Source organism: Paenibacillus oralis (assembly GCF_003863965.1).
GTDB classification, from domain to species: domain Bacteria; phylum Bacillota; class Bacilli; order Paenibacillales; family Paenibacillaceae; genus Fontibacillus; species Fontibacillus oralis.
This window is the reverse complement of record NZ_RRCN01000001.1, coordinates 2,861,705-2,878,063: the sequence shown is the minus strand read 5'-3', so window position 1 is coordinate 2,878,063 and position 16,359 is coordinate 2,861,705. Positions and strand designations below refer to the sequence as shown.

General features: G+C 49.6%; 14 protein-coding genes. 7 read left to right on the top strand and 7 right to left on the bottom strand.

Features of this window, described 5'->3' with window-relative positions; genetic code table 11:
- Window positions 1–209 precede the first annotated feature (209 nt).
- A complete protein-coding gene (locus EHV15_RS13130; protein ID WP_128631603.1) occupies window positions 210–2,084 on the top strand; it encodes an LTA synthase family protein in 1,875 nt (624 codons plus the stop codon).
- A 227-nt stretch (window positions 2,085–2,311) separates the two neighbouring features.
- Here EHV15_RS13130 and EHV15_RS13125 read toward each other — a convergent pair whose 3' ends face one another.
- Window positions 2,312–3,724: an MATE family efflux transporter gene (locus EHV15_RS13125; protein WP_128631602.1), complete on the bottom strand. Its 1,413-nt coding sequence runs from the start codon at window positions 3,722–3,724 to the stop codon at window positions 2,312–2,314.
- A gap of 149 nt (window positions 3,725–3,873) precedes the next feature.
- Here EHV15_RS13125 and EHV15_RS13120 point away from each other — a divergent pair, with 149 nt between their 5' ends.
- Complete coding sequence (locus EHV15_RS13120) at window positions 3,874–4,779, top strand: helix-turn-helix domain-containing protein (RefSeq protein ID WP_128631601.1); 906 nt, start codon at window positions 3,874–3,876, stop codon at window positions 4,777–4,779.
- A 307-nt stretch (window positions 4,780–5,086) separates the two neighbouring features.
- Here EHV15_RS13120 and EHV15_RS13115 read toward each other — a convergent pair whose 3' ends face one another.
- On the bottom strand, window positions 5,087–6,226 hold the full coding sequence (locus EHV15_RS13115) for a phosphodiester glycosidase family protein (RefSeq protein WP_128631600.1): 1,140 nt from the start codon (window positions 6,224–6,226) through the stop codon (window positions 5,087–5,089).
- Window positions 6,227–6,370: 144 nt separating this feature from the next.
- On the opposite strand from EHV15_RS13115, the gene wrbA reads away from it, so the two are divergent.
- The gene (gene wrbA / locus EHV15_RS13110; RefSeq protein WP_128631599.1) at window positions 6,371–6,973 is read left to right on the top strand and encodes an NAD(P)H:quinone oxidoreductase; all 603 of its coding nucleotides are present in this window, start codon (window positions 6,371–6,373) and stop codon (window positions 6,971–6,973) included.
- A gap of 56 nt (window positions 6,974–7,029) precedes the next feature.
- Here wrbA and EHV15_RS13105 read toward each other — a convergent pair whose 3' ends face one another.
- Window positions 7,030–7,794, bottom strand: a complete 765-nt coding sequence (locus tag EHV15_RS13105; RefSeq protein ID WP_128631598.1) for an SDR family oxidoreductase — start codon at window positions 7,792–7,794, stop codon at window positions 7,030–7,032.
- 101 nt (window positions 7,795–7,895) lie between these two features.
- On the bottom strand, window positions 7,896–8,477 hold the full coding sequence (locus tag EHV15_RS13100; protein WP_128635319.1) for a TetR/AcrR family transcriptional regulator: 582 nt from the start codon (window positions 8,475–8,477) through the stop codon (window positions 7,896–7,898).
- 182 nt (window positions 8,478–8,659) lie between these two features.
- On the opposite strand from EHV15_RS13100, the gene EHV15_RS13095 reads away from it, so the two are divergent.
- From EHV15_RS13095 to EHV15_RS13085, 3 genes are all read left to right on the top strand, one after another.
- Window positions 8,660–9,943: an MFS transporter gene (locus EHV15_RS13095; protein ID WP_128631597.1), complete on the top strand. Its 1,284-nt coding sequence runs from the start codon at window positions 8,660–8,662 to the stop codon at window positions 9,941–9,943.
- A 154-nt stretch (window positions 9,944–10,097) separates the two neighbouring features.
- Entirely contained in the window at window positions 10,098–10,511 is a 414-nt protein-coding gene (locus EHV15_RS13090; RefSeq protein ID WP_128631596.1) for a hypothetical protein, read from the top strand.
- A gap of 29 nt (window positions 10,512–10,540) precedes the next feature.
- On the top strand, window positions 10,541–11,251 hold the full coding sequence (locus EHV15_RS13085; protein WP_128631595.1) for an AIM24 family protein: 711 nt from the start codon (window positions 10,541–10,543) through the stop codon (window positions 11,249–11,251).
- A 379-nt stretch (window positions 11,252–11,630) separates the two neighbouring features.
- On the opposite strand, the gene EHV15_RS13080 is transcribed toward EHV15_RS13085, so the two are convergent.
- The 3 genes from EHV15_RS13080 to EHV15_RS13070 all read right to left on the bottom strand — a co-directional run bounded on the left by EHV15_RS13080 (window position 11,631) and on the right by EHV15_RS13070 (window position 15,233).
- Complete coding sequence (locus EHV15_RS13080) at window positions 11,631–12,299, bottom strand: NAD(P)H-dependent oxidoreductase (RefSeq protein ID WP_128631594.1); 669 nt, start codon at window positions 12,297–12,299, stop codon at window positions 11,631–11,633.
- A gap of 877 nt (window positions 12,300–13,176) precedes the next feature.
- Window positions 13,177–14,574 (bottom strand): MATE family efflux transporter, encoded by a 1,398-nt coding sequence (locus EHV15_RS13075; RefSeq protein WP_246061524.1) that lies wholly within the window; start codon window positions 14,572–14,574, stop codon window positions 13,177–13,179.
- Window positions 14,575–14,612: 38 nt separating this feature from the next.
- Window positions 14,613–15,233: a DapH/DapD/GlmU-related protein gene (locus tag EHV15_RS13070; RefSeq protein WP_128631592.1), complete on the bottom strand. Its 621-nt coding sequence runs from the start codon at window positions 15,231–15,233 to the stop codon at window positions 14,613–14,615.
- Window positions 15,234–15,419: 186 nt separating this feature from the next.
- Between EHV15_RS13070 and EHV15_RS13065 the strand changes: the two genes are divergently transcribed.
- A complete protein-coding gene (locus EHV15_RS13065) occupies window positions 15,420–16,313 on the top strand; it encodes an AraC family transcriptional regulator (RefSeq protein ID WP_128631591.1) in 894 nt (297 codons plus the stop codon).
- Window positions 16,314–16,359: the final 46 nt, after the last annotated feature.

Below are 16,359 nucleotides of genomic sequence, written 5' to 3'. Positions count from 1 at the left end.
GAAGGATACCTCTAATTTAGCAAAAACCGCCGTAACAAGTCAATAATGAGAACTAACGCAATGTTAACAAAGCCATGTTTGGGTTATCTTGTTAAATGAGTGAATTGAATTATTTTATTCTTTCTCCTAATTCATGTATTATATTAGGGGTGTTAAAATGTAAAGCCAGTATTAAATAGCGTAACAAAGCGGAAAGGAAGGATCACGCCGTGTTACAATTCAACCGCATCCGGCTGGCCAACATCAAGCCGTTTGTCTTTTTCTCCGTCATCATGATATTGAAAATTTACATCGTTTGGATCACCATCTTTGACGAAGTTCCCGCCTGGGGGCCTCTGCTGAGGGAAATCCCCTTTATTTGGGCGCTGTTCTGCCTGATCGAATGGTTTTCTTCCAAGCGTAAAATCGGCCTTTATTTAACCGTCAACTTTATCGTCACCGCCATATTTTTTGCCGCAGTTATGTATCACAAATATTACGGGGTCATCGTTAATTACCATGCCCTGGATCAGGTCAATCAGGTGACTGCGGTCAAACACAGCGTATTTTCCTTGCTGGCGCCGTACTATCTGCTGATTTTTCTCGATATCGTCATCATCGGCTACTGGCTCCTGCGCAAAAAAAGAGCCGAGCAGCTCAGAAGCTTTTTTAACTTAAAAAAGACCAGCACCGGCGTGATCGCGGGTATTTTTGCGGCTTCGGTCCTCCTGTGCATCTTCAACGTATGGCCTAACCGGGCCAGCATGAACGAAATTAAGCAAGCGGAGAAAATGGGCATCCTGAACTACGAAACGTATACGATTTTTTCCGGCAAAAAAGAAGATCTCGTCGACAGCCGACAGATCTCCCAGACTAAAATCGACCAGCTTAAAGGTACTACACAGCCGGCCCACCCGAAATATTTCGGCGCGGCCAAAGGCAAAAACCTGATCATCATTCAATTGGAGTCGTTCCAAAATTTTCTGATCAACCTGAAGGTCGACGGCCAGGAAGTCACGCCGGTCATGAACCGGCTGGTGAAGGATAACATCTATTTCAAGCATTTTTATCAAATGGTCGGACAAGGCAACACCTCGGACGCCGAGTTCGTTGTGAACACCTCGTTCTACATTCCCTATAATGAGGCGGCCACGCAAAACTATCCGGACAAAGAGCTGCCCAGCCTGCCGAAATTGTTGAAGTCGCAGGGCTACGACACCGCTACGTTCCACACCAATGCGGTCGATTTCTGGAACCGCGGGGAACTGTACGCCGCTCTGGGCTGGGACCGTTACTATGACCAGAAGTTTTTCGGCACGGACGATATGGTCTTCTTCGGCCCTTCCGACGAAGTGCTGTACAAGAAAACCTCGGAAGAACTGGACAAAATGCAGCAGGGCGGCAAGCCGTTTTACGCTCAGGTCATTTCGATGACAGCGCACCATCCGTTTACGACGCCGCATGAGAAGGACAAAATCCAGCTGCCGGAACGGTATCAGGACAACATGGTCGGCGATTATTTGCGGGCGCAAAGCTACGCCGATTATGCGCTCGGCCAGTTTATCGACGATCTGAAGCAAAAAGGCATTTGGGATAACAGCGTCGTGGTCATTTACGGCGATCACCTCGGCCTGCCGATGTATTCCCTGGACAAACACGGCCTGGAGCTGATGCAGGAAATCTACGGCCGGGAATACAGCTATCGCGACATGCTCAACATCCCTCTGATCATTTCCGTCCCGGGCGAATCGCCGAAGGTGATGGAAAACGTGGGCGGCCAGGTTGATATTTTGCCGACGGTGGCCAATCTGATGGGGGCGTCTTTGGACGATCACATTCATTTCGGCGAGGACATCCTGAATCAGACGGAATACAATCTGCTGCCGCAGCGTTACTACCTGCCTTCCGGTTCGTTCCTGAACAACAAAGCTTTGTTTATGCCGGGGGTTTGGTACAACGACGGGACCCAATACCCGCTGGCCAAAGACGGCGTAAGCCAGGCTTTGACAACGGAAGACGAATACAACCGGGCGCTCGAGCTGCTCCGTCTCTCCGACAGCTATGTACAGCAGCTGCCGGACCGTGTTAAGGATGACAAGGAATAACTTGTAAAAAAGAACGCTGCCCCACGGCGCAAGGCGAGCTGCCTCTGTTGTAAAACAGGAAGCAGCCGCTCCAGGCTGGGGCGGCTTTTTTGCGTCGTCCGGGTTTGGTGCCCGGCTTGGTACTATATCTTCGCGGAGCTGCTCCCCTATCAAACAGGTATTTCGCGAGATGCCGGATTCTAACGGACACCAGCGCCGCTATTTCGGCGAAATTCAAGGGTGCCGCATCACAACGCCGGGCTCGCCACACCGTCCAGCGGGGTGTCCCCTGGCGGCTTCTCCTCCCTGCTTAGTTCGGCTTCTTTCATCCGCAAATATTTGCGGCCCCGCCAGCGGAAGTACGACAGGATGCCGCGCACGTATTCATCGGTGATCATGCTAAGGTAGATCGCGATGATGCCCCAACCCATGGAAACGCCAAACCAATAGGAGCAGCCGGTGGCAATGAGCCACATGAAAATCAGGGAGATGACCATCGTATATTTCGTGTCCCCGACCGCGTTCAGCGAGTTGCCGATCGCCATGTTGACCATTTTGCCCGGCTGCAGGAGCAAATTCAGCCACAGCAGCGCAACGCACAGCGCCAAAATCTCCGGATCTTTCGTAAACACGCCCATCAGCGCCGGACCAACCAATACGAGAATAAATGCGTTGACGATCACCAGCGGGAGCCCGAAGGCCAGCACACGGTAAACCGCACGGTAGGCCTCCTTCGTTTTGCCGGCGCCGTACAGGTGGGCGATCTGGATTTGCGCCGCCATCGCCAAGGAGAAGCCAAGCATGAAACAAAACGATTCCAGCGTATTCATGTACGTCCTTGCCGCGAGCTCGGTGGAACCGAGGATGGCGAGGAACGAAAAAATCGCAAGCTGTGAAAATACCCAGCTCGCCGAATTGACGCCAAGCGGCCAACCGATGACCAAAATTTCCTTAAACAGCTTGCGGTCGAAAACCGGCAAATCCCTAAATCCGATGCGCCGCTGAAAGGTGCCAATGAAGATCAGCAGCAGGACCACTGTTGCGATCAGCCGGCTGATTACGGTCGAGACGGCCACCCCGGTCAACCCCCACTGCGGAAAACCGAAAGCCCCGAAAATAAAACAATAGTTCATCGCGATATGGATGATGTTCATCCCTACCGCCGTGTACATCGGTCCTTTCGTGTTCCCGGTATTGCGGATCGCCGTTCCGAGCATGGAGATCATGGCGGTCAGGATCATGCCGCCGCCCACGATCGAAATGTACACCTCCGCCATCGGCAGCAATTCTTCGGGAAGCTGCAGCGCCCGGGCGATCGGCTTCGGCACGGCGATCAGCAAAACGCTGAGGAAGATGCCGATATACCCCGTCACTTTAAAGGCGATGATCGCTACGGTCCGGGCGTCCTCTTCCCGGCCGGAGCCTATTTTTTGCGCGATGACGATGCCGGCGCCGCTGGCAATGGTGGCAAACAGCGTCGTAAGCGCGTTAAACAGCTGATTGGAGAAACCGACGACCGCTACCGCGTTGTCGGAAATCCGGCTGACCATCAACGTGTCGACGGTGCCGAGCAAAATTTGCAGAAACAGCTCGATAAAAATCGGCCAGGCGAGCAGCCAAAGGGAAAACTTGTCTCTTTCGCCGCCCTTGGTTTTCTTCATTATTACAACCTCCTGTAGAAGGGGGAACGACCCTGCGCCCACCTCTATCTTGTTAGCACGAAACACATTATAGATGTTATATTGATATTAATGTATCAATGAATCAACTCAATCTTTTAATATTCCAACCTAAGAGGAGCTGGCGTTGTATGCCTCCGATCATCGAATTTACCGCGCCTCCCCTGCCGCATTATATCGTCAGCGGCGCTACGCCCCTGCCGGCCTTAGGCAAGCATCCCAGCCGGCAAAATATCGGCGCGTTTGACCTGCTCGTCGTCGTTTCGGGCTGCCTGTACGTTGGAGAAGAAGGCCGGAATTATGAAATCGGCGCGGGCCACGCCCTCATCCTGCGGCCGGATTGCTACCATTACGCCGTGGAAGGCTGCCGGGAAGAGACGCTGCATCATTGGCTGCATTTTCAAATTCTCGGCGATTGGCGCGTCCTCGAAGAGGAGGAATACCGGCAGCAGCAAGGAAGTTATGCGGACAACGAAACGCCGGGGCCGCCGGCTTTGCCCCTGTTCTCCACAACCTCCTATACCGTGCCGCTTCCCCAGTTCACGAAGCTCGCCCAACCGCAAAAACTGGCCGCCGCGATCAGCGAGCTGACGGAGATGAACCGCAGCATTCACTTAAGCGGCGTCCGGCTCAGGCAGCAGGCCTTGTTTCAGGAGGTCATCGTCCAGCTTTCCGCCTCCGCCGGCGGAGATGCGCCGTCCCCGCAATCGGTTTGCGCGGAAGCGGCCGCCTCCTACCTGCGCGAGCATTACCGCGAGCCCTTTTCCGCCACAAAGCTGGGCGAAAGCATCAACTTCCATCCCGTCTACATCGCCCGCTGCATGCAAAAGGTGTTCGGCTGCCCGCCGGCCGTATATTTGCTGCGCCTGCGCATCCAGCAGTCCAAGCTGCTGCTGCTGCAAACGGACCTGACCGTGGAGCGGATTGCCGAGCAGGTTGGCTTCAACACCGCCTCCTATTTCACCGCCTGCTTCACGAAAATGGAAGGCCTTCCGCCGCGGAAATACCGGCAGCGCTTCTTTTGGAACAAGCATTAGCAGACTAGTTTTAAAACTCCAGCGAAAACATAAGGGAAAAAAATGTCGCTATTTCGGCGATATTGCCCATTTTAAATAAATAGAGGAGTTTAATGGCGCTATTTTCTCGAGTCGCAGGGAGATGACCGCTTTTTGTACCGTTCATTGAAAATTAAGGCCAAAAAATTCCTTTAATGGTTACGATCATGGTTAATTCCGGAAAATAAGACCATAAAGTTCCGTTATTTTATGTGGGGGGGCTTCTCCCCTAACAAAAAAAGGCCGTCCAAAAGCAGATTTGTCTGCTTGGACAGCCTGAACGTCAAACTTATTTTTTGCCGGGATCGATATCCTGCGGCCGCAGCCCTTCCCAAATATTCGGGATGTTGACCTGATCCGGATGCTCGAAGACGAGAAAGGCGGTGGGAAGATACCGCTCCCCGTATTCCGAGGACGGCTTGTTGACGATTTCCCCGCCTTGTTTCACCAACACGGTGGACGACCCGCCGTCCAGATTGGCGGCGATGACCGCGCCGTGCTCCAGCATGATTTGCTGCACGTCGTACAGGCTCGCGCCGATGCTGTAGCCCGGCTGGCGCCCGTCGATCACGACGAACAGAATCGCGCCGTCTTCCCTTTGCCCCATCGCCGTTCGCGGAGCGATGCCCCAGCCTTCCTTCTGGTTACGGATCTGCCCCTTGCCGTTGACGATGATCCGCGGCTGGAACGTAACGGCTTCCTGAACCCCAAGCTCCTTTAGCTCCTCCAGCGTATATTTCCCGGCGATCATCTTCCCCTGCTTGTCCAGTCCGACCACCTGGGTGGACGTTTTGGAGCCGAGGCCGTTGTAATAAAGCTTGCCTTGCGAAATCACGAGCCCGATCGGCTTAAAGCCGTTGCCTTTCCAATTCGGATCGGCGAATCCCCCGCCATTGACGCCGGCGACGGCTCCGGTCCGCTGCACCATGCTGGACACCTTCTCGCCTTTGCCGCGTTTGGCCGGGACGCCAAGCCGGATTTTCGTCGGGTCGTTGACGGTCAAGACGTATCCGTGATAGCCGCTCCCCGAAACCTCTTCGATTTCGATAAGCGGTTTTTCTTCTTTGGTTTCTTCCTGCTGCGGGACCGCGATCGTATGGGTATCCTTCTCTTCGCCCATCTGCTCGAATTGAGCTTGATAAGCGGCCACCCGCTTGTCAAGCTCCGCTTGCCCGATAATATATTTGGCCCAGTGCCGGTGCTGCGTCGTAATCAAGGTATCGGCCATAAGGAACCGGACGTTATTGCCGGAAGGCGTAAAAAACAGCCATATCATAGCCGCCATTCCGATCCATAACATCACTAGAAACACTCGTGAGGAATAATAGATAAAGCCGCGTTTCCGCCTTTTTTGCGTTTTTCTGCGTTTTTGGCCCCGTTTCCCGCGGTTTTTAACCGAGGTCCGGCTGGGTAAAGATGCTGAGGGCATGTCGATTTTCCCCTTACCTGATCTAAGATCCAATGATGCTTATATAACGAATGCTCCGGGGTGAAAGTTTCAGTGACCGAATAATTGCCCCGTTTTTCTCTCATACTTAGCATGATTCCAACCTATTACAGGAGGCATAAACGCATGTCCGCAATCAAATTCGCAATCGTGTACTACAGTTCCACGGGAACCAACCATAAGCTGGCCAAGATGGCTGAGGAAGCCGCCAAGAGCAACGGGGCTGAAGTAAAGGTGATGAAAGTGCAGGAACTCGCGCCGGAAGCAGCCATCAACGGCAATCCGCAATGGAAAGCCCATGTGGAAAACACCAAAGACATCCCCGTCGTCACGCTCGAAGATCTGCAATGGGCAGATGCTGTGCTGTTCAGCGTGCCTACGCGGTTCGGCAACGTTCCGGCGCAGATGAAACAGTTTTTGGACACAACCGGCGGATTGTGGTTTCAAGGCAAACTGATCAATAAAGTCGTCAGTGCAATGACATCAGCCCAAAATGACCACGGCGGTCAGGAAGCGACGATCTTGTCGCTGTATACCACAATGTACCATTGGGGAGCCATCATTGCGGCCCCGGGTTATACGGATCCCGTTCTGTTCACGACGGGCGGAAATCCTTACGGCACAAGCGTCACCGTCGATCAGGACGGCAACATGACCGAAAACGTTCAGCCCGCCGTCACGCATCAGGTGAAGCGGATGCTGGAGATCGCCGCCAAGCTGAAGAGTTAAAGGAACGATTGAAGGCTGCAGCCTTACGAAGCCCGGGTGTACAAGTATACGGTGACTTAAAGATGCGATCCCCCGCTGGCGTCGATCAACTGCCCCGTAATCCAGCGGCTGTCTTCGGAAGACAGGAATGCGGCGATATCCGCGACATCCTGCGGCTGCCCCCATCTTCCGAAGATGGAATAGTCCGCGCCAAATTGACGCGAGTCCGGATCCTGGAGCATCGGAGCGTTCATCTCCGTCTCCACGAAGCCGGGCTGAATGGCGTTGATCGTAATGCGGCGCGGGCCAAGCTGGGCGGACAAGGACAACGTCAGCGCGTTGAGCGCCCCTTTTGTCATGCTGTAGGCGGCAACGCCGGGCAATGAGATCCTCGTCACGGCCGACGATAGGTTAATGATCCGCCCCTCGTCCCGCAGCCTCGGCAAAGCTTGCTTGACCAGGAAAAACGGTACTTTCACGTTAATGCCCATAAGTTCGTCAAAAGCTTCCTCCGTCGTTTCCTCAATAGGCAGCGGCAAACCGATCCCCGCATTGTTCACCAAAATATCGAACCTGGTGTCGTACGTGCGTGCTTTTAAAGCCTCGTCCAATGCCTCATAAAACGCCCCCACGCTTTCGGTATCCTTGAATTTTTGACCTATCGCAAATGCGGTTCCCCCGCTTTGCTCGATGGCGCGGACGACCTCTTCGGCCGCTTCCCGGCTTTGCCCGTAATGGACGGCTACCAATGCCCCTTCTTGCCCCAGACGGATCGCAATGGCTCTGCCGATCCCCCTGCCGGCTCCGGTAACCAGCGCGGTTTTTCCTGTTAATTTCCCCATGTTCCATAACCTCCAAAAATTTAATATTAAATTCAAATAGATTATGGCATAGGGCGGATTTTGTTATGTTGCTCTCTCATTCGCGCCTAACGGAATGCGCGTTAATCCAACAAAGAAAGTACTACAGACACGGAATTATCGGCAAAAAGCCGTTCAGGACGCGCTTTCAGCAGCACGGTAAGACCGATGAGCGATACGACCAGTGTCTGGGCCAGAGCTTGCGCATTCAAATCCGCTTTAAGCTCGCCAGATTGTACGCCTTGTCCAAGCTTTTCTTGGAATATTACGGCAAGATACATCTCATGTTCTCTAGTAAGAACTTCAAATTTCTTGTCATGAGGCGCCAGTTCCACCATCGTATTGATGCAAAAACACCCGCGATTCTCCCCCCCTTGGTATTCCGCCTCCACCAGACTCTCAAAGTAGGAGCGAAACGCTTCTTTGACAGATGCGTGTTTTTGCAGTCTGGTGCGGACATAAGAAGCGTGGGACCCCATATATTTGCGCAGCGCAGCTTCGAACAGCTCCGTTTTGTCTCCAAAAGCCGCGTATAGGCTTGGCCGCTGAATCCCCATTCTCGAAGTCAGATCGGTTAAAGAAGTAGCCTCGTATCCTTTCTCCCAAAACAATTCCATGGCAGCCTCTAAAGCCTTTTCCTTATCAAATTCGCGAAGTCTGGCCATCATTACCTCCATTATTAAGTATTGATTGGTATAAAATTATACTATTTTTTAAAATGCTCATTGTCAATGATCGCTAAAAACACAATAAATTTGTTGACAAAAAAAGTTTTAAGACAGTATAGTTTATGTTAAATTATGTACCGATTGGTATATAAATTTTTTTTAGCGATGGAGGATACAAAATGGAGAAATACGAAGCGAAAGCAACCGCTGGCGCCTGTACTGGCAAGACTACATCTCAAGGACCCGCCTTAACGTCCGAATCGGCTGCTTCTTCTTTCATGTCGTACAAAATAGCCCTGTTGTTCGCCATCGCCTGCGGCCTGGCGGTTTCCAACGTTTACTACGCACAGCCGCTGCTCGATTCACTGGCGGAACAATTCGATATCACCCGATCGTACGTTGGAATCATCATTACGCTTACGCAAATTTGCTATGCACTAGGGCTATTTATGCTGGTGCCGCTCGGCGATTTTCTTAATCAGCGCCGGCTTATCATCGTGATGATGCTAATATCCGCAGGGGCCCTTACCGTTGTTGGCATCGCCAATAACATCGCCGTGCTGTTTGCCGGCTTAGCGTTTGTAGGATTGCTCTCGGTCGTAACGCAGGTGTTAGTATCGTACGCATCCACTTTAGCCGCCCCGGCCGAACGTGGAAGCATCGTCGGGTTGGTGACCAGCGGAGTGGTGATCGGAATTTTGCTCGCGCGAACATTTGCCGGAATTCTAACGGATATCGCCGGATGGCGTTCGGTTTATCTGGTCTCTGCAGCTTTAATGCTGATCATGTGTGTAACTTTATACCGGGTACTCCCGCAATATTACGGTAAAAAGGATCCATTATCCTATCCGCAATTGCTTCGCTCGGTGGTTCAATTATTCGTACAAGAAAGAGTGCTGCGCATCCGCGCAGGTTTGGCTTTACTCATATTCACGGCGTTTAGCACATTATGGACATCTCTGGTGCTGCCTTTGAGCTCGCCTCCGACATCGCTATCGCATACCGCAATCGGGGCGTTTGGTTTGGCCGGCGTTGCCGGCGCGTTAGCGGCGTCTAAGGCCGGCCAGCTTGCCGATCGTGGCCTAGGGCAGAGAACGACGGGCTTGGCGTTGGTTTTGTTGTTGATATCTTGGCTGCCGATCAGCTATGCCGAATACTCCTTGCCTGTCCTAGTCATCGGCATCCTCCTACTTGACGCGGCGGTGCAAGCGGTGCATGTCACGAACCAGAGTTTGATTTTTGCCATGCGTCCCGAAGCGCGAAGCCGGCTCACTGGGGGATACATGATCTTTTATTCCATCGGCAGCGCAACCGGAGCTATCGCTTCAACCCATATCTACGCTTACTCCGGCTGGAAAGGAGTGTGCCTGTTCGGCGCCGCTGTCAGTACAGCGGCTCTTTTGTTTTGGGGATTGACCCTTCGGCAGACTAGACCAGACCGGCGTCCACATCGGGGAAGCTGACGGCTTCCTGCCGACCGGCAAACCCGTCATAGAAATTGCGAGAGACGGATGCCGAAGTAACCAAAGGAATAGCTTTTCAGAAACTTTTCAGCCCTCTATTACGTAAAAGTTGATAGATATTGTCGATCCTTTTTGAACTTTGGAGGTGGAGGAATTGAACAGAAACCGGAAACGGGGCGTTCCCGTGCTTATCCTTGTCCTGCTCGCCGGCGGGCTGCTTTTTGGGGGCGGAAAACCGGCTGAAGCGGGCTATTGGAACGATTTTTGGAGCGGGGTCAATGAACTGTCGCAACTCCCCTCCGAGGTGAGTGAATTAAAGGCGGATTACCAGAACACTATGGACAAGCTCGATGCGACCCAGGAAACGCTGGAAAACTTCCGCCGGCAAAACGAGGAGTTAATGGAGCGCAACAGGGAGCTCGCCGCTACCGTATCGGCTTTGACGGAGGCGCAGCAAACCCGCGACGCCAATACGCGGAAAATCCGGGTGCTGCTGTTTACCGGCCTCGCGCTGCTTGCGGGCTATTTTATCGTGCTGCGGCTCGTCCGGTTGGCGCTCCGCCGCTAACTGCCGCTACCGGAGAGGAGGAGTCCAGGATGGATATTCAAGAGTATAACGACCAGCCGGGGTTAGGCGGGCATACAGTAACCTTCGACTTGCACGAAGCCGACAAGCTGCATCTGCTGCACCCCGGGCAGGTCATAGCTTACCGGGGCCCCGCCCATCACCGCACCGACAGACTGATGAATATGAAGGGCATCTACCGGAAACGCAAGCTGTTGCAGGCCAACTTCACGGGGCCCTGCCGGGTGACCGCTTCTCTTCCTCCCGCCATCGGTTTAAAACGGATCGAGTTTGCCGGGGGGAGCGATCTGCTGTATGACTTCCGGCATCTCTTTTTTTATACCGAAGGCATCCGTATGGAGAATCGCATTCTTAGCATGAAAAACATGATGATCACCCGTGACGCGGTAAAAGTCAAGTTTTCCGGCCAGGGACAAATCGGGATTCTGACCCAAGGACAGGTGATTGAGCTGCCGCTGCATCCCGAAGAGCCGCTTTACGTGGAAGCCGGACGGGTGCTCGCTTATCCCGAGCACGCCAAGCTGGAGCTCTCCGTTTACGGCAATCATTTAGCCAGCCAACATATGCGCTACCAGTGGAAAATAACCGGCCAGGGCTCGGTGCTGGTCCAATCCGGCGGTCCCGGGAGCGGAGAACTGGTGCGGGATCTGCAGGCGGAGGACGGCATCGTCAAGCGTTTCCTGCGCGAGGTGATCCCTTTTGGCGGCGTGTTTATTAAATGATTGGCCTTCAAAATAGGGCCCAAAATAGCGGCATTTTATGTCCTTATTTTCCTATGAAGGGCCCAGAACCCGGGCATTTCCTTGTGATTCGAGAAAATAGCGACATAAATTTCCTCTATTTCTCTCAAATAGACGGATATCACCGGAATAACGACATTTTTAGGCCTTATGTTTTCGAAGTAGTTTCTAAGAGCAGCCTGGTTTTTGCAGGTTGTCCCGGCACAATACAAAAGAGCACCGCCGGTTTATCGGCGGGCTCCTGCTTTGATGTTCAGCGGCGTCCCGCTCTCTTGCGTCCAATCTGAATCAGTTAATACGGAACCTGCGGGCCGATCAATGTGTAATTACCCTCGAATAAATCGGCGCGCACTGTACAGAGTTATTCAACCCAGCGGATCACGTCATCTGCTTCTCTTCTTGTCTTAGGACGCGGAGCTTTGACACGGTATCCGAACGCAGCCATCACGCTGATTCCGTACTGATCGTTTTCCAGCAGCCCTTCTTCACGTAAAATGGCGTCCACACTGTCTCTATCGAAGCCTTCGATCGGGCAAGAGTCAATACCGATGAGAGCGGCGCTGGTCATCATGTTGCCGAGAGCAATATAGGTTTGCTTTGAAGCCCAATCAAACAGCGCGCGTTCCGACTCCATCAGCTTGAAATCCCCTTCCTGGAACTCCTGGTAACGGCCCATCATGTTTTTGACGTTATCTGCCGGAATTTGTTTGACCCCGGTCATTTGCTGCCAAAAGTAATCGGAATCGTATCTTGCATCCTTGCGTGCCAAAATCAACACAAGATGACTGGCGGTAGGCATTTGGCCTTGTGCCCCCCAGCTCACGGCACGCAGTTGCTCACGCAAATCCGGATTCTGGACAACGACAAACTTCCAGGGCTCAAGGCCAACCGAGCTTGGAGAGAGCCGGGCCGTTTCCAGAATGAAATTAAAATCTTCAGCGGCGATTTTCTTTGTCGGATCAAATTCTTTGGTGGCATGTCTAAATTCGAAGGCTGCCAATATCTCTTCTTTTTTTATGCTGTGGTTCATTGAATCCAGCTCCTTTAATGTAAATCGGCAATAGTTTTTTTCATCCTATCACTTCCAATATTTGGTTGTCAATTAGTAATTGTTTTTTGATATATTTTTGCTATCGTCACCAAAAGGTGATTCTATGGGTATTGAGCTTGTTGCGGCCTTCCATTTAACGCAGCCGGATAAAATACCTGTTGTAGTGCGAAATAACCACGGCAAATGCCGCGAGTCCCCTAATGCCTTCCAAATAAAATAGCTTTTTCTCGGATGTCTCTTCTTTCATTTTTCCCCTTCTTTCATGAGTAACTACTATAACATGCGACACGCTACCGCTCCAAGTTCCTAGTAGGATGATCCGGAAATAATATGGCTTATCTGCGGACAGGGGCCATGGATCACTTTGTTCTTATTAGGCTTGTGCTCGGTATCGTCCCCATAAAATAGAGGAACTTTAGGGTCTTATTTTCCGAATTTGAGTCTATTCATCACCATAGGGGAACTTTTGGGTCTTATTTTTCGATGAACAGGTCGAAAGGCGGCCTTTTACCACTAAATCGTGAAAATAGCGCCATAAAATTCCTCTATGTTTACGCAACATAGGGGATGTCGCTGAAATAGCGCCTTTTTTTTCCTTTATGTTGTCACCCGAGATCTTCAATAGACTAGTTTTGCCGTTTTCTCAAGTCTTCACTTGCCATCATGCTAACGTTATTGGTAGAATCGTCTACTAGTAGCTTCCCTCACCGGTTAACAGATGCGTGCCCATGAGCACGTTAAACATAAAAACCAATATACTGGTTAAGAAATTGCAAACTCGCCATTCGTTCTCTAATATTCATTACTGGTTTTCCTTTTTGTTATTCGTTGTAAATGCCAATATAAAAGACTTCTTTTATCCTGCTTCGATAAAATTTCTCGTTATATTCTTCACCCACTTAAATTGACGATACCGCATTAAGGCAGCCGGCATCTTAACAATTTCATCCAAGCTGATTACGGCATATAGAGCAATAGGTGGTAAATGCCACACAAAAGCGCTGATGTAACTTAACGGCAAAATAATGCCCCACATTACTATCGTATCGCACCAGAAGCCAAATTTAGAATCTCCTCCTGCGACGAATAAACCAGCAATGGTCGTCGCGTTCATCGACTTGGCAATACAATAATAAACGCATATATAAAGCATGCCATGAAGATAGTCTTGTGTGTTTTGATTCAAATCAATCGCATAGAACACCAGCGGTTTCATTAATAAAATTAGCCCGCCGGAAAGAGCGCCAAAAATCAATGCGTACCAGATCATCCGACTTCCGGCCCTTTTTGCCATCTCAATTTCATTGTTGCCTAAATACTTCCCTACAAGTACCGATCCCCCAGTAGCAATGCCTCCACATAATACAACAGCCAAATTTTTCACCACTGACGCAACGGAATTGGCTGCGACCATATCAGCATTTACATGTCCAATAATTGCAGCTGTTGCAGTTAAGGCGCCGCCCCAAACGATATAGTTACCTTGTACAGGTGTTGTATATCTTAAATAATCCTTAAGCAATTTACGCTGAACATTATCACGCACAGGCAATTGAAAGCGAATTGTCCCCCGTGTAATGGAATAAATAAAGCACCACCCCAGTTCAAAGAAACGAGCAACAACTGTAGCAAGCGCAACTGCCGTTATCGCTTTTTCTTGGATGTCTGGGAAAAACACAAATATACATAATGCGTTCAATAGAATATTTAAAAGTAAGCCTGAGGAACTAATCAAGGCGCTCAATCTTGCATTTTCCATACTTCTTATCACGCCGAGATACATTTGAGTGAGGCCCATCGCAAGGTAGGAAAAGGAAATCGTATGAAGAAAATTCGCTCCGTATCTAATTAATTCTTCGTCCTTCGTAAAAAAGCGCATTAGTTCATCCGGAAATGCCAAAGAAACCACGAAAAAGATCAGAGAGATCATAACCGCAAACACGCTGGCGATACTGAGAACTCTTTGTATAGTTTGCAAGTCCTTTTTACCCCAGTATTGAGCAGCAAGAACACCTGCTCCCGCCGAAATTCCCATATAAAACAAGGTCAGAACAAAAGTGATTTGTCCTGCCAGCGATACAGCCGACATTGCAGACTGACCCACCACCCCTAACATTACAACATCTGCTGAGACTGCAGTTGCCGCTATAAGGTTCTGCAATGCGATAGGAATGACCAAGTATACAAGCTCCCGATTGAACGTACGATTAAAATTAGCGCCAGCTGTATTTACCAGCTTTACACGTTTTTGCACTCTACCCCTGCTTTCATAAAACTCCCTCATCTATTGATTCATCTCAAATTGGCTTCTTCATCCAGATCTTCTTTCGTAATTTCTCTGTCTTTGTAATAATATTTTTGGTCATGTTCATCGATCGTGCGCATTACTTTGCAAGGATTGCCAACGGCTACGGAGTTCGCCGGAATATCTTTGGTTACTACACTCCCGGCACCAATAACAGTATTTTCACCGATGGTGACCCCAGGACAGATTGTGACATTTGCCCCGATCCAACAATTGTTCTCGATTTTCACAGAATCTGCGAACATATATCCCCGATAATCCGGGTGGATCGGATGTCCCACAGTAGCAATTGTTACAGCTGGTCCGAACATCACATTTTTCCCGATAATAATCTTAGTGTCGTCAACAAAATTGCAATTAAAATTAATGTAAGATCCTTCACCAATTTCAATGTTTGTTCCATAGCAAAAGTAGAAAGGCGGTTCAATCCACGCATTTGTTTCTTTGCCAAATATTTCAGACATAAGCTGGGCGCGCTTATCCAAGGCATCTGGTCCCGTTGAATTGAAGGCAAGCATTCTTTTTTTCGCCTGCATTCTGTCTTCAGGCAGTCCTTCACAGTAATCAGTAAATAACTTTCCAGAAGCAATTCGTTCTCTCATAGTCATATTTTTTCTCTCCTTATAAAGCCAAAATTTTAGCTGTTTACGTTATAACGGCTTAACCAGCTGTTTCAACATCTATTATTTTCTTTCTTAGAAGTTATCAAAATTGTATTATCTCATTGTGGTTTTATCCACCAAAATCAAATATAATTTTATCAAAATCGTATTTTCTTTTTAGGGAGATGAACAATGAATGTAAAGCTGGAAGTATTCTCCGACTTATCGGAAGAACTAAATTACAATCTTCCCGATTTCCCCCTTTACGTACGAAAAGGATCACTAAATCAATTTGATAAATATGCTGCTGCGTGCCACTGGCATCCGGACTTAGAGTTCATCTTAGTGCTGGATGGGGAGATGGAATATTTTGTGAATGGAGAAATTGTGAATATTGTGCAAGGAAATGGCTTTTTCGTTAATAGCAGACGCCTTCACTATGGTTTTTCTTCTAAAAAAGTCAATTGTTCATTCATCGTCATTGCAATACATCCCGCACTGTTTGGAGAAAACACATATTTGGGCAAAACATACTTTGAAGAGAAATTCGGTTCAAATACTGAAGACTACATTTTAATTACTCAGCAAAGTAATTGGGAAAAAGATATCCTACTAGCTTTAGATCAAACTTATAAGGAAATGAACAGCACTTCATATAACCCACTACGACTTCATTCTTTGGCTGCAGAGCTTTGTGCAACCATCAGTGATCATATACAGAAGGTTCCTGGGCAAGTTAACGATAACCAGTCGTGGGTTACTCTTAGGAATATGACTGGATTTATTCATCATCACTATGATTCAAAAATAACGCTCAATGAAATTGCTGCCGTTGGGTCTGTCTGTCGGAGCAAATGTTGCGAATTATTTGGCAAATATACTGGGAAAACGCCTAACTCGTATCTAGTGCGGTATCGCATTCAGAAGAGCTGTGAGATGCTGACGGAAACAAATAGATCTATTAGCGAAATTGCGATAAGATGCGGATTTCAAAGTGCGAGTTACTTTTCATATGTTTTTCGTAATGAAATAGGCTTGACGCCACTGAATTATAGAAAAAATATCCAAGCGTTACAACGATTTTGAATTCTATGATGAATTCCTTAATCTAATAATGTCTAACTATCTAAGC

Excerpts from the sequence above, each read along its gene's own strand:
- EHV15_RS13125 (WP_128631602.1), bottom strand. The coding sequence starts at position 3,724 with ATGAAGAAAACCAAGGGCGGCGAAAGAGACAAGTTTTCCCTTTGGCTG.
- EHV15_RS13120 (WP_128631601.1), top strand. The coding sequence starts at position 3,874 with ATGCCTCCGATCATCGAATTTACCGCGCCTCCCCTGCCGCATTATATC.
- EHV15_RS13115 (WP_128631600.1), bottom strand. The coding sequence starts at position 6,226 with ATGCCCTCAGCATCTTTACCCAGCCGGACCTCGGTTAAAAACCGCGGG.
- wrbA (WP_128631599.1), top strand. The coding sequence starts at position 6,371 with ATGTCCGCAATCAAATTCGCAATCGTGTACTACAGTTCCACGGGAACC.
- EHV15_RS13105 (WP_128631598.1), bottom strand. The coding sequence starts at position 7,794 with ATGGGGAAATTAACAGGAAAAACCGCGCTGGTTACCGGAGCCGGCAGG.
- EHV15_RS13100 (WP_128635319.1), bottom strand. The coding sequence starts at position 8,477 with ATGGCCAGACTTCGCGAATTTGATAAGGAAAAGGCTTTAGAGGCTGCC.
- EHV15_RS13095 (WP_128631597.1), top strand. The coding sequence starts at position 8,660 with ATGGAGAAATACGAAGCGAAAGCAACCGCTGGCGCCTGTACTGGCAAG.
- EHV15_RS13085 (WP_128631595.1), top strand. The coding sequence starts at position 10,541 with ATGGATATTCAAGAGTATAACGACCAGCCGGGGTTAGGCGGGCATACA.
- EHV15_RS13080 (WP_128631594.1), bottom strand. The coding sequence starts at position 12,299 with ATGAACCACAGCATAAAAAAAGAAGAGATATTGGCAGCCTTCGAATTT.
- EHV15_RS13070 (WP_128631592.1), bottom strand. The coding sequence starts at position 15,233 with ATGACTATGAGAGAACGAATTGCTTCTGGAAAGTTATTTACTGATTAC.
- EHV15_RS13065 (WP_128631591.1), top strand. The coding sequence starts at position 15,420 with ATGAATGTAAAGCTGGAAGTATTCTCCGACTTATCGGAAGAACTAAAT.